General features: G+C 72.3%; 11 protein-coding genes. 3 read left to right on the top strand and 8 right to left on the bottom strand.

All coding sequences use genetic code 11. The annotated features are described in order from the left end of the window. Positions 1-41 precede the first annotated feature (41 nt). From ABZ567_RS24445 to ABZ567_RS24425, 5 genes are all read right to left on the bottom strand, one after another. Positions 42-662, bottom strand: coding sequence for a BMP family ABC transporter substrate-binding protein (locus tag ABZ567_RS24445; RefSeq protein WP_360793394.1), 621 nt, complete (start codon positions 660-662; stop codon positions 42-44). After that, positions 659-1,021 (bottom strand): hypothetical protein, encoded by a 363-nt coding sequence (locus ABZ567_RS24440; RefSeq protein ID WP_360793392.1) that lies wholly within the window; start codon positions 1,019-1,021, stop codon positions 659-661. Before ABZ567_RS24440 ends, ABZ567_RS24445 begins: the two co-directional genes overlap by 4 nt. 116 nt (positions 1,022-1,137) lie before the next feature. Continuing rightward, positions 1,138-1,890, bottom strand: a complete 753-nt coding sequence (locus ABZ567_RS24435; protein ID WP_360793390.1) for an N-acetyltransferase — start codon at positions 1,888-1,890, stop codon at positions 1,138-1,140. Positions 1,891-2,126: 236 nt separating this feature from the next. After that, positions 2,127-2,813 carry an HNH endonuclease family protein gene (locus ABZ567_RS24430; RefSeq protein ID WP_360793388.1) on the bottom strand — a complete coding sequence of 229 codons (687 nt, stop codon included), beginning with the start codon at positions 2,811-2,813 and terminating at the stop codon, positions 2,127-2,129. A 53-nt stretch (positions 2,814-2,866) separates the two neighbouring features. Further along, positions 2,867-3,715: a hypothetical protein gene (locus ABZ567_RS24425; protein WP_360793573.1), complete on the bottom strand. Its 849-nt coding sequence runs from the start codon at positions 3,713-3,715 to the stop codon at positions 2,867-2,869. A 117-nt stretch (positions 3,716-3,832) separates the two neighbouring features. Between ABZ567_RS24425 and ABZ567_RS24420 the strand changes: the two genes are divergently transcribed. Then, positions 3,833-4,411 (top strand): TetR/AcrR family transcriptional regulator, encoded by a 579-nt coding sequence (locus tag ABZ567_RS24420; protein ID WP_360793386.1) that lies wholly within the window; start codon positions 3,833-3,835, stop codon positions 4,409-4,411. A 148-nt stretch (positions 4,412-4,559) separates the two neighbouring features. On the opposite strand, the gene mfd is transcribed toward ABZ567_RS24420, so the two are convergent. Next, positions 4,560-8,090 (bottom strand): transcription-repair coupling factor, encoded by a 3,531-nt coding sequence (mfd, locus tag ABZ567_RS24415; protein WP_360793384.1) that lies wholly within the window; start codon positions 8,088-8,090, stop codon positions 4,560-4,562. A 247-nt stretch (positions 8,091-8,337) separates the two neighbouring features. Between mfd and ABZ567_RS24410 the strand changes: the two genes are divergently transcribed. Beyond that, positions 8,338-8,604: a type II toxin-antitoxin system prevent-host-death family antitoxin gene (locus tag ABZ567_RS24410; protein ID WP_360793382.1), complete on the top strand. Its 267-nt coding sequence runs from the start codon at positions 8,338-8,340 to the stop codon at positions 8,602-8,604. After that, a complete protein-coding gene (locus ABZ567_RS24405) occupies positions 8,601-8,975 on the top strand; it encodes a type II toxin-antitoxin system VapC family toxin (RefSeq protein ID WP_360793380.1) in 375 nt (124 codons plus the stop codon). Before ABZ567_RS24410 ends, ABZ567_RS24405 begins: the two co-directional genes overlap by 4 nt. 59 nt (positions 8,976-9,034) lie before the next feature. Here the strand turns inward: ABZ567_RS24405 and ABZ567_RS24400 are convergent, their stop codons facing one another. Both ABZ567_RS24400 and ABZ567_RS24395 read right to left on the bottom strand, forming a co-directional pair. Then, positions 9,035-11,608, bottom strand: a complete 2,574-nt coding sequence (locus ABZ567_RS24400) for an FtsX-like permease family protein (RefSeq protein WP_360793378.1) — start codon at positions 11,606-11,608, stop codon at positions 9,035-9,037. Beyond that, the gene (locus tag ABZ567_RS24395) at positions 11,605-12,393 is read right to left on the bottom strand and encodes an ABC transporter ATP-binding protein (RefSeq protein ID WP_360793376.1); all 789 of its coding nucleotides are present in this window, start codon (positions 12,391-12,393) and stop codon (positions 11,605-11,607) included. The genes ABZ567_RS24400 and ABZ567_RS24395 overlap by 4 nt, the downstream gene beginning before the upstream one ends. Positions 12,394-12,434: the final 41 nt, after the last annotated feature.

Genomic DNA, 12,434 nt, shown 5'->3' with positions numbered 1-12,434 from the left:
CGGAATGTCCCACCCCGGGCTGCCCCCGGGGGCCGGGGCCGTCAGCCCTTGTCGGCCAGCCGCTTCAACGTCGCCGTGATGTCCCCCTTCAGCGACGCACCGGGCGCCACCCGCACCAGGTTGTCGTGGGCGGCGCCGCCCTCCTGCGCGACCGTCACGAACCGGATCTTCGGGTTCTTCGCCACCGCCGCTTCGGCGGCCGCCACCTGCGGGGCGCCCGAGGCGACGACGATCTCGCAGTTCCGCTGCACCAGGCCGTTGAGGAACGGGCGGGCGTTCGCCACCGACTGCTCCCCCATCACCGGCACGAACGTCACCCGGATGCGCCCGTCCGAGCCCGCCGCCTGCATGCCCTCCCACACCGGCGCCGCCGGCGCACCCGACACGATGCCCCGCTCGTCGGTGAGCAGGCAGGCGTCGTAGTCCTTGTAGGCGCGGGCACGAGGGTCGGGCGGGGTGCCCCCGTCCTCCGACGCGGCGAACAGCCGGGCGCCCAGGAGTCCGAGGACCAGGACCAGGACGGACCCCAGGGCCCAGCCGATCCGGCCGCGCAGCGCCCCGGCGGTCGCGGCGAGCAGCCCGGAGACCCGGACCCCGGACTCCGCCGCGTCCTTCCTGGCCGCCTGCCGCTCCGTCTCGCGCCAGGCACGACGGGTCTTCATCGGCCGGTCTCCCTGGCGAAGAGGCAGTGCGCGGCCGCGCCGACGGTGGAGGTCGCGAGGAGCACCAGGTCGAGGAGGTACGGGAGGCCGTGCGTCTCCTCGGGGGTCAGCGCTATCTGGAAGCACCAGCCGACCGAGACCGCGGTGAACAGCAGCGCCGCCAGCCAGTCCCCGCGCGTCCCCCGGCGCAGGGCGAGCGTGAGCGACGGGACGAATCCGAGGACGCCGAGGCTCAGCGGCGGTACGAGCGCGAGGCCCGCCCGTGCCCACCGGCCCGGCAGCTCCTCGGTGCGCGGGGGCTCCGCGCCCTCGGGGTGCGGGAGTTCCGCGCCCTTCTCCCAGTGGACGGCCTCGTTCACGATCGTGGGACCTCTCGCGGATGCGCGCGCCGGGGCGCACGGGTGTACGGCAGGGGACGCCGTACGGTACATCCCCCGCCGGGAAGGCCACCCTCCGGGCCCCGGGTGGGCGTAGGTCAGGCGTTGACGCGGTGCCGGACCCACACGTTGGGCTCGACGTAGACCGCGTAGCCGCGCGAGGCCTCGCAGTGGACGGGGACGAGCGCGCCGGCGACCTCGACGGGGCCGTCGGTGTCGAAGGGGAGGCCGGTCCACTTCCGCCACTGCTCGACGGATCCGGAGACGGTCATCGAGGCCGGGGCCACCGCCTCGATCGCGCCGCCGGCCCGCACATGGACACGGAGCCAGGGGTCGTGCGGCAGTCCGTCGGCCTCGCGGGTGCGGAAGGCGTACTCGTGGATGGAGGCGCCGGCCTCCAGGTGCTTGCCGTTGGGGCGGACGGGGGCGACGAGGTCGGAGAAGCCGCGCGCGGCGACGTTGGCCCGCATGGCGGCCAGCATGCGGTGCGAGACGCCCTTGCCGAGGGCGCTGGTGTCGACCGTGATCTCGATGGCGCTGACGGTGTCGGCCTCCCGGCCGTGCTTCAGGTCGGAGAACGCCCAGAGCAGCACCTCGTCCCAGCCCCGGGCGGGCAGCTCGCGGCGGCCGTCCAGGTCGAGACGGAAGGGGACGCTGAACCCCCGGGCGACGACCTTGCCCTCGGCGTCGGTGGCGATGAGGACGTACTCCGGCAGCTCACGCACGATCCGGCCGATGTTCGCCCAGCCGACCGGGTCGTGCATCATGAACTCGGGCCAGAGGTCCAGCATGTCCCACATCGGCCCTTCCAGCTCGGGGCGTTGGGCGAGGGTCGATATGTCGAGGTCCATGGGGGCAGGGTAGAGATCGTTTCCGCGCCGTCCAACCGGCTTTCCGCGCGGGGGCCTCTCCTGCGGGAGCTTCTGCCGCAGGCTGCCATGCCAGGAGCTTCTGCCACGCGAGCCACCATGCCAGGGGCTCCTCCCGTGCGAGCCACCCAGGAGCTCCTCCCGTGCGAGCCACCATGCCAGGAGCATCCGCCCGCGCACGCCCCACCGGCCGGTGCTTCCGCGGCGCGCGCCCCCCGCTACGGGAGCTTCTGCTGCGGGCAGGTCCGCAGGACCCGCTTCATCGCGTCCCGTTCGCCGGCCGTGACCCACACCCCGTATTTCTTCTTCACCGCGACCTGCCGGGCGACGTACGCGCAGCGGTACGCCTTGTTCGGCGGCAGCCAGGTCGCCGCGTCGGCGTCGGACTTGCGGCGGTTGGTGACCGCGTCGACGGCGAGCAGGTTGAGCGGGTCGTTGGCGAAGCGGCGCCGGGTCCCGTCGTCCCACTTCCCCGCGCCCTTCTGCCAGGCGTCGGAGAGGGCGACGACATGGTCGATGTCGACCTTGCTGCGGCCGCGGACGTAGGTGACGTCGGTGCCGGTGTACGGGTCGTCGGTGAGGGTGCCGGAGGCGACCTTGCAGCGGCCGTCGGTGAAGCGGACGCCGGTGAGGTCGCGCTTGAGTATGTCGTCGCGGGTGCCGCAGCCGTTGCCGTCGACGTCCGCCCAGGCGCGGCCGAACTTCTCCCGCTCGTAACCGGTCTTCGGTGCGCGGCCCTTGACGGTGAGGCTGTCCACGGCGGCGAGGGCCGTGCCCCGCGCGGCGGGTTTCCCGGCGCCGCCGCCTTCGGCTCCCGGGATGTCGGCCCCTGGTGAGCAGGCGGTGGTGAGGAGCGCGGCGGCGGCCAGCGCGGCGGCGGTGAAGGTCCTTCGATACGTCAGCACCCTGAAAGGCTAAGTCGGGTGGGCGCGCTCTCCCGCGTCCCTCCCGGGAACCCTCACACCTTGCCGATGCCGAGGGTGTTCTCGGCGGGCAGCAGACCGGAGCCGATCGCGGCGAGCCAGGGGGCGCCGAGCAGGTCGGCGAGGCGCGTGGTGTCGTCCGGGCCGAGGGCGGTCCAGGGGGCGGCGGCCCCTTCGTCCGTACGCCGTTCGATGTCCGCGCGCAGGGCCCGGCCGCTCTCCGTGGCCGTGCCGTCCGGGTGCAGGAGTCCCCGGGCGGCCAGTCGGTCGCGGGCGGCGGACCACTGGGCCGGGGTCCAGCCGCGGCTCTCGAAGACGGGCTCGGGGGCGGCGCCGATCGCGGCGAAGGAGACGAGCGTCTCGACCGGGTCGAGGCCGGCGGCGGTCAGGGCGGCGAGGTGTCCGTCGCCGCGGTGTTCGCGCAGGATCGTCGCGGCCTGCCAGAGCGCGAGGTGGGGGGCCGTGGGCCAGGGCAGTGCGGCGTTGGCCGCGGCGAGCGGGCGGTCCGCCGGGCCGGGGCGTACGGCGGCTTCGGCGGCGCGCCGGGCGAGGGCGGCGGCCTCGGCGAGGGCGGGGCCCTCGACGGCGTCGTCGCCCAGGACGGTCCGGTAGGTGCGGTCGACGGCCCGGAGCCGGGCGGCGAGGACGTCGGCCGGGTCGGCGGTGACCCAGACGGCGGGGACGTACCGGGCGACCATGGCGGGGCTGAAGCTGTGGAAGGCGGAGGTCACCCGGTCGTGGCCGGCGGCGCCGAGGGGCGCGGCGCGCCAGGCGAAGTAGGAGGGCCAGCGTTCGCCGGTGTCGTAGCCGAGGGCGGCGGCCTCGTCGAGGGCCTCGGGGGCGTAGTAGAGCAGGGCGTGCAGGGGTTCGAGCAGGTGCCACATCTGACGTACGCGTCCGGATTCCACGACGTGCTCCCTTCATCGCATCTTGTCACTGACAAGATACTGCGCCTCCGGCTCCGAACTTGTCAATGACTAGATGGGGGTTACGCTGCTGCCATGACGAGCCGGAGCACCTACCACCACGGCGACCTGCGACAGGCCGTCCTCACCGCCGCCCTCGACGTCATCGCCGCCGAGGGACCCGCGGCCCTGAGTCTGCGCGACCTCGCACGCCGCGCGGGCGTCTCCCACGCCGCGCCCGCCCACCACTTCAAGGACCGCACCGGACTCCTCACCGCCCTCGCCACCCAGGGCTACGGCCTCCTCGCCGACGCCCTCGCCGCCGCGCCCGACCTGCGGGAACGCGGAGTGCGGTACGTGCGCTTCGCGGTCGAGCACCCCGCCCACTTCCAGGTCATGTTCCAGCCGGAACTGCTGCGCACCGACGACCCGGACCTCCTCGCCGCCAAGGAACGCGCGTCGGCGGGCCTCCGCACGGGCGTCGCGGAGCTCCGGGACGTCCCCGACGCCCGCGCGGCGGGCATCGCCGCCTGGTCCCTCGCCCACGGCTTCGCGACCCTGCTCCTCACCCACAACGTGCGGGACGCGCTGGGCGACCGGGACCCCGAGGAGTACTTCCGCACCCTCGCCGGCCTGCTCTTCACCGGCCGACTCCCGCCGGGAGAAGGGGAATAGGCGGCGTCCCCCTGGATCCGCACGTCCGGCGTGTACGACGCGGGCCACACGGCGATGGCCGAAGCGCTGGACCTCGACGAGCTCTGACAGCGCCGTGCCCCGGCCGGTCTCCCCCGACCGGCCGGGGCACGGCGTCACGACCCGAGGATCACGAGCCGAGGATCGTCGTCAGGAACTCCCCCGTCCACGCCAGGAGTTCGCGGCCCACCACCGGCTTGCCGCCGATCTTGCCCGTCGTCGGGCGCGGGACCAGGATCTGGTGGACGTTCGGCTTGATCACCGTGCGCGGGTGCAGCCGCTTCAGGCGCAGCTCCTGCGATTCGCGCAACTCCACCGGCGCGAAGCGGATGTTGGAGCCCTGGAGCACGATCTCGCCCACCCCGCACGCGCGGGCCAGCATCCGCAGGCCCGCCACCAGGAGGAGGTTCTCGACGGGCTCGGGAAGCTTGCCGTAACGGTCGGTGAGCTCCTCCCGTACGGCCCTGATGTCCTCCTCCGAGTTCGCCGAGGCGATCGAGCGGTACGCCTGGAGCCGCAGCCGCTCCCCCGGCGCGTACTCGTGCGGCATGTGGGCGTCGACCGGAAGCTCGATCTTGACCTCCAGCGGCGCCTCCTCCTCCGCGCCGCCCTCCATCTGCGCCCGGTAGTCCGCGACCGCCTCGCCGACCATCCGTACGTACAGGTCGAAGCCGACACCCGCGATGTGACCCGACTGCTCGCCGCCGAGCAGGTTGCCCGCGCCGCGGATCTCCAGGTCCTTCATCGCCACGTACATGCCGGCGCCCATCTCCGTGTGCTGGGCGATCGTCGCGAGCCGCTCGTGCGCGGTCTCCGTCAGCGGCTTCTCCGGCGGGTACAGGAAGTAGGCGTAGCCCCGCTCGCGGCCACGGCCGACCCGGCCGCGCAGCTGGTGGAGCTGCGACAGGCCGAAGTTGTCGCCGCGCTCCACGATCAGGGTGTTCGCGTTGGAGATGTCGATACCGGACTCCACGATCGTCGTGGAGACGAGGACGTCGAACTTCTTCTCCCAGAAGTCGACGACGACCTGTTCGAGGGCGCTCTCGCCCATCTGGCCGTGCGCGGTCGCGATCCGCGCCTCGGGGACGATCTCCCGGAGGCGGGCGGCCGCGCGGTCGATCGAGTCGACCCGGTTGTGGATGTAGAAGACCTGGCCCTCGCGCAGGAGTTCACGCCGGACCGCGGCGCCGATCTGCTTCTCCTCGTACGGGCCGACGAAGGTGAGGACCGGGTGCCGCTCCTCCGGCGGGGTGGTGATCGTCGACATCTCGCGGATGCCGGTGACCGCCATCTCGAGCGTACGGGGGATGGGCGTGGCCGACATGGTGAGGACGTCGACGTTGGCACGGAGCTTCTTCAGCTGCTCCTTGTGCTCGACGCCGAACCGCTGCTCCTCGTCCACGATGACCAGGCCCAGGTCCTTGAACCTCGTCTCCGAGGAGAAGAGGCGGTGGGTGCCGATGACGATGTCGACCGAGCCGTCCCGCAGCCCCTCCAGGGTCGCCTTCGACTCGGTCTCCGACTGGAAGCGGGACAGCGCCCGCACCTTCACCGGGAACTGCGAGTAGCGCTCGCTGAACGTGCCGAAGTGCTGTTGCACGAGCAGCGTCGTCGGGACGAGGACCGCGACCTGCTTGCCGTCCTGGACCGCTTTGAAGGCCGCCCGTACCGCGATCTCCGTCTTGCCGTAACCGACGTCACCGCAGATCAGCCGGTCCATGGGGACCGTCTTCTCCATGTCCTCCTTCACCTCGGCGATGGTGGACAGCTGGTCCGGCGTCTCCACGTACGGGAACGCGTCCTCCAGCTCCCGCTGCCACGGCGTGTCCGGGCCGAAGGCGTGACCGGGCGCCGCCATCCGCGCCGAGTACAGCTTGATCAGGTCGGCCGCGATCTCCTTGACGGCCTTCTTCGCGCGGGCCTTCGTCTTCGTCCAGTCCGCGCCGCCGAGCCGGTGCAGGGTCGGCGCCTCGCCGCCCACGTACTTGGTGACCTGCTCCAGCTGGTCGGTCGGGATGTACAGCCGGTCGCCGGGCTGGCCGCGCTTCGCCGGCGCGTACTCGACGAGGAGGTACTCGCGGGTCGCGCCCTGCACGGTCCGCTGGACCATCTCCACGTACCGGCCGACACCGTGCTGCTCGTGCACGATGTAGTCGCCGACCTCCAGGGTCAGCGGGTCGATCGTCTTCCGGCGCTTCGCCGGCATCCGCTGGCCGTCCTTGCCGGCCGCCTTCTGGCCGGACAGGTTGGTCTCGGTGAGCACGGCGAGCCTGAGCCCCGCGTCGACGAAGCCGTAGTCGATGGAGCCGCAGGCCACATGGACGACCGAGGGCGCGATCCCGGTGAGGTCGGAGTCGAGCCGGGCCGCGATGCCCTCGCCGCCGAGGACCTCGACCGTGCGCGCCGCCGGGCCGTGGGCCTCCGTCACGTACACCGTGCGCCAGCCGTCGGCCAGCCACCCCTTGGTGTCGGCGAGCGCGCGGGCGGTGTCGCCGCGGTACGACTCGGGGGCGCGCATACCGAGGGTGAGGACGTCCCCCTCGGCGGCCTCGTCCGCCGCGAACGGCGACACCGTCCACCACGCCACGCCCAGCTCGCGCGCCCGGTCCCGGACGTCCGCGATCCCCCACAGGGAGGCCGCGCCGACGTCGATCGGGGCCTCGCCGCCGCCGGCGGTCGCCGCCCACGAGGCCTGGAGGAACTCCTGGCTCGTGGCGACGAGGTCCGAGGCCCGGGTCCGCACCCGCTCCGGGTCGCAGACGACGGCCATGGACCCCTCGGGCAGCACGTCGAGCAGCAGCTCCATGTCGTCGACGAGGACGGGGGCGAGGGACTCCATGCCCTCCACGGCGATGCCCTCGGCGATCTTGTTGAGCAGTTCGCCCAGCTCGGGGTGCTCCTCGGCGAGCACCCGCGCCCGCTCCCGTACGTCCGCCGTGAGGAGCAGCTCGCGGCAGGGCGGCGCCCACAGTCCGTGCTCGGCCACTTCCAGGGACCGCTGGTCGGCGACCTTGAAGTAGCGGATCTCCTCGACGTCGTCGCCCCAGAACTCGATCCGGAGCGGGTGCTCCTCGGTCGGCGGGAAGACGTCCAGGATGCCGCCGCGCACGGCGAACTCGCCGCGCTTCTCGACCAGCTCCACCCGGGAGTACGCGGCGGCCGCCAGGCCCTCCACGATCTCGTTCAGGTCCGCCGTCTGCCCGCTGCGCAGGCTCACGGGCTCCAGGTCGCCGAGGCCCTTGACCTGCGGCTGGAGCACGGATCGGATGGGCGCGACGACCACGCTGACGGGTCCCGCGGCCGGGTCGTCGTCGCGGGGGTGGGCCAGTCGGCGCAGGACGGCGAGACGGCGGCCGACGGTGTCGGAGCGGGGCGAGAGGCGCTCGTGCGGCAGGGTCTCCCAGGAGGGGTACTCGACGACCGTGTCCGGGTCGAGCAGCGACCGCAGTGCGGCGGCGAGGTCCTCGGCCTCCCGCCCGGTCGCGGTCACCGCGAGTACGGGCCGCCCCGAGTCCCGGGCGAGCGCGGCGACGGCGAAGGGCCGGGCGGCGGCGGGCCCGACCAGGTCCACGTGCGGACGGTTCCCGTCGGCGGCGGCCTTCACCGCCTCCGCGAGGGCGGTGTCTTTGACGACTACATCGAGCAGGCCGTGCAGGCTCATGGAGCTTCCATCCCGGGTTCGGACGACGGGGGCGGACAACGCGAACAGCCCGACACGTGACACGGGCCGGGTTGCTCCCGGACGCGTACGGCCCGGCGAGCCCCCAGCCTACGACGAGCCGCTGTCACTCGCGCGAAGGACGTGGGCCACTCGGGAGGGTGAAGCGGCTGGTACCCGGACCGCTCGTACGACTAACCTTAGTCTTGCACTTAGTCCACCTCGCTCCACCTAGCTGTGAGAGGCCGCGATGGAAGCAGCCCGGCAGTACAACGTCCACGAGGCGAAGACCCACTTCTCCAAGATCCTCGAGGCGGTCGCCACCGGCCAGGAAGTGATCATCAGCAAGGCCGGCGAACCGGTCGCGAAGGTGATCCCCCTCCGGGGGAAGGTCCGGCGCACGGCCCGGGGGTCCCTCACCGCGCCCGTCGTCTTCCACGACGACTTCGACGACCTCTCCGACGCCCCCGGCTTCGCCGAGGCCTTCGGGCTCGGCGAGGAAGGCCCCACGGAGTGAAACTGCTGATCGACACGCACGTCGTCATCTGGTGGCTGCTCGACTCCCCGCAGCTGTCCGGCGACGTCAAGGATCTGCTCGACACGGAAGAGCACGCGTACGTCAGCGCCGTCACACCGTGGGAACTCTCCGTCAAGCAAGCCCTCGGCAAGCTCGACGGACCCGCCGACCTGCCCGAGCTGGCGCGCGACTGCCAGCTCAAGCCCCTGCCGGTCGTCGCCGGACACGGCGTCCGCGCCGGACAGCTCCCGCCCCACCACCGCGACCCCTTCGACCGGATACTGATCGCCCAGGCGCAGACCGAGGGGCTCACGCTCGTGACCCGGGACAAGCACATCCCGCTCTACGACGTGCCGGTGCTGACGGTCTGAGCAGCCGTACGGCCCCGGTGCGTCGCGCGCGCCGGGGCCGTACGGGGGAACACGTACCGCTACTCGCTCCCGATCGCGTTCAGGACGTTCATCCGGCCCGCCCGGAACGCCGGGACCAGGGCCGCGAAGAGGCCCACGAACGCCGAGGCCACGAAGACCGTGAGGATCGTCGGCCACGGGATCTCCAGGACGCCGAGGCCCTCGAGGGCCAGGAGCTTCTGGGCCGCCGTGCCCCAGCCCATGCCGAGGCCGAGGCCGAGCAGGGCGCCGAAGAGCGCGATGACCACCGACTCCAGGCGGATCATGCGGCGCAGCTGCCGGCGGGAGAGGCCGATGGCCCGCATGAGGCCGATCTCGCGGGTCCGCTCGACGACCGAGAGGGCCAGGGTGTTCACGACCCCGAGGACGGCGACGACGATCGCCAGGGCGAGGAGCCCGTACACGATGTTGAGCAGCTGTCCGACCTGGTCCTTCAGCTCTTCCTTGTAGTCGGCCTGGTTGCTGACCTTGTACTGCGGGTAGGGCGCGAGGGCGTCCTTGAGGGCCTGGTACGTCTGCGTCTCCTGACCGTCCTTCGCGCTGGCGAGGAGGAGCAGGCTGTGCGGCAGGCGTTCGGCGGGGACGTGCTCGGCGAGGGTGGTGGCGTTGATGTACATGGCGCCGTTGTCGACGCCGCCGGTGTCCGCGGTGATCGCCGCGACCTTGAGCTTCGCCGTCTCGCCGCCCTTGAAGGCGACGGTCAGGACGTCGCCGACCTTCACCGCGTGCTCGGTGGCGTAGTCGCTGCCGACGGACATGGCACCCGGACCGTACGCGTCGGCGAGGGTGCCCGCGGTGGTCTCCCGCCGCAGGTCCTCCATGTACGTCGGTTCGGTGGCGGCCAGGCCGGTCTCCATGGCTTTTCCGCGCGGGTCGGTGACGGTGGCGTCGGCCCACTTGTACTCGGTGACGTGGTCGAGGCCCTGGGCCTTCTCCAGGGCGGCCTGGGCCTGCGGCACGATCGGCTGACCGGTGCCGGACTGCACGATGAAGTCGGCGCCGACGGACCGGTCGAGTTCCTCGGTGGCCGAGGCGACCATGGAGGACCCGACGACCGACAGGCAGGCGACGAGCGCGAGGCCGATCATCAGGGCGGCGGCGGTGGCGCCGGTGCGGCGCGGGTTGCGCAGGGCGTTGCGTTCGGCCATCCGGCCGACGGGGCCGAAGATGCGCAGGACGACGACGCCCAGGGCGCGGACGACCGCGCCGGCGAGGAGCGGACCGATGACGACGAACCCGAGGAGGGTGAGGACGACGCCGACGCCGAGCCAGAGGGAACCGGGGCCGGCCTCGTCGGCGCGGGCGGCGCCGACCAGGGCGGCCGCTCCGGCGGCGGTGAGGGCGAGGCCGATCCCGCCCCGTACGCGGCCTGCCCTGCCGTCGGCGGGGGTTCCCGCGTCGCGGAGGGCGGCCATCGGGGAGACCTTCCCGGCGCGGCGGGCCGGGACGTAGGCGGCGAGGACGGTGACGACGATGCCGAGGGTGAGGCCGACGGCGGGGGTCGTCCACTTGACGGTGAGGTCGCGGGTGGAGAGCTCCATGCCGATGGAGGACATGAGTTCCATCAGCCCGACGGCGAGCCCGACGCCCGCCGCGACACCGGCGACCGAGCCGACGACGCCGAGGAGCACGGCCTCGACGAGGACGGAACGGTTCACCTGGCGGCGGCTCGATCCGATGGCCCGCATGAGGCCGATCTCGCGGGTGCGCTGGGCGACCAGCATGGAGAAGGTGTTGACGATGAGGAAGATGCCGACGAGGAAGGCGATCCCGGCGAAGCCGAGCATGGCGTACTTCATGACGTCGAGGAAGCCGGCGACGTCCTCGCGGCCGGCGTCGGCGGCCTCGGCGGCGGTCTGGAGCGTGTAGTCGTCACCGACGGCGGCGGCGATGTTCGCCTTGAGCGCGTCGTCGGAGACACCGGGCTCGGCGTCGACCAGGACCTGGGTGAACAGGCCTTCTTTGCCGAGGAGTTCACGCTGGGCGGTGGCGGTGTCGAAGTAGACGAGGGTGGCGCCCGGATTGGTGACCTTGAAGTCGACGATGCCGGAGATCTTCGCGGTGAAGTCACCGGTGACGGAGATCGTCCGCAGCTCGTCGCCGGCCTTCAGGCCGTGCTTCTCGGCGGTGGCGCCGTCGACGACCACGTCGGTGGGGCCGCGCGGCTCGTGGCCGGAGGTGATCTCCACCGAACGGAGTTCGTTGGGGCTCCAGTTGACGGCGATGGTCGGGGCGCCGCTGGTGGGCCCGACGTTCTTGTCATCCGCGTCGACGACGGTGACGGACGTCGAGACGACGGAGCCCTGCGCGTCCTGGACGCCCTCGGCTTTGCGGACGTCGGCGACGACGGAGGCGGGGAAGGCCTCGGGGCGGCCGGTGTCCGGGGCCTCGTCGCCCGCCCCGCCGTTCTTCGCGCTGAGGGTGACGTCGGAGGCGGTCGAGGCGAAGAGCTTGTCGAACGTCGTGTTCATCGTGTCCGTGAAGACCAGGGTCCCGGAGACGAAGGCGACGGAGAGGAGGACGGCGACGGCGGAGAGCGCCATCCGGCCCTTGTGCGCGAAGAAGTTGCGCAGGGAGGTCTTGAGGACGCTCATGAGGTCCGCCCGCGCGCGTCGAAGTCCTTCATGCGGTCCAGGACGGCCTCGGCGGTGGGCCGCTCCATCTCGTCGACGATCCGTCCGTCGGCGAGGTAGAGCACGCGGTCGGCATAGGACGCGGCGACCGGGTCATGGGTGACCATGACCATGGTCTGGCCCAGCTCGTCGACGGAGGTGCGGAGGAAGCCGAGCACCTCGGCGCCGGCCCGGGAGTCGAGGTTTCCGGTCGGCTCGTCCCCGAAGATGATCTCGGGCCGGGCGGCGAGCGCGCGGGCGACGGCGACACGCTGCTGCTGCCCGCCGGACAGCTGGTTCGGCCGGTGCTTGAGCCGGTCGGAGAGCCCGACGGTGTCGACGACCCGGCGCAGCCACTCGGCGTCCGGCTTGCGGCCGGCGATGTCCATCGGGAGGGTGATGTTCTCGATGGCGTTCAGGGTGGGCAGCAGGTTGAACGCCTGGAAGATGAACCCGATCCGGTCCCGGCGCAGTTGGGTGAGCTTCTTGTCCTTGAGTCCGGTGATCTCGGTGTCGTCGAGAAAGATCTCGCCGCTGGTGACGGTGTCCAGCCCGGCGAGGCAGTGCATCAGCGTCGACTTGCCGGAGCCGGAGGGCCCCATGATCGCGGTGAACTGTCCCCGGGCGATGTCGACGTCGACGGAGTCGAGCGCGACGACCCGGGTCTCCCCCGAGCCGTACGCCTTGACGACCTGACGCGCCCGCGCGGCCACGGCCGTGCTTCCTCCAGTACCCCCGTGCCTGGGGATGGTCACAGCCGTGGTCACGGTTTTCTCCTTGGAGCAGTGGGTCGGTTTGTAAGGTCAAG

This window comes from Streptomyces sp. NPDC016459 (genome assembly GCF_040632845.1).
Taxonomy (GTDB): domain Bacteria; phylum Actinomycetota; class Actinomycetes; order Streptomycetales; family Streptomycetaceae; genus Streptomyces.
Note: the sequence above shows the minus strand (reverse complement) of the source record. Positions and strands in the feature narration are given on the sequence as shown.

What these genes read in the sequence shown, in the direction of transcription:
- ABZ567_RS24400 (WP_360793378.1), bottom strand. Translation starts at nt 11,608, where the DNA reads ATGAGCGTCCTCAAGACCTCCCTGCGCAACTTCTTCGCGCACAAGGGC.
- ABZ567_RS24420 (WP_360793386.1), top strand. Translation starts at nt 3,833, where the DNA reads ATGACGAGCCGGAGCACCTACCACCACGGCGACCTGCGACAGGCCGTC.
- ABZ567_RS24425 (WP_360793573.1), bottom strand. Translation starts at nt 3,715, where the DNA reads ATGTGGCACCTGCTCGAACCCCTGCACGCCCTGCTCTACTACGCCCCC.
- ABZ567_RS24445 (WP_360793394.1), bottom strand. Translation starts at nt 662, where the DNA reads ATGAAGACCCGTCGTGCCTGGCGCGAGACGGAGCGGCAGGCGGCCAGG.
- ABZ567_RS24410 (WP_360793382.1), top strand. Translation starts at nt 8,338, where the DNA reads ATGGAAGCAGCCCGGCAGTACAACGTCCACGAGGCGAAGACCCACTTC.
- ABZ567_RS24435 (WP_360793390.1), bottom strand. Translation starts at nt 1,890, where the DNA reads ATGGACCTCGACATATCGACCCTCGCCCAACGCCCCGAGCTGGAAGGG.
- mfd (WP_360793384.1), bottom strand. Translation starts at nt 8,090, where the DNA reads ATGAGCCTGCACGGCCTGCTCGATGTAGTCGTCAAAGACACCGCCCTC.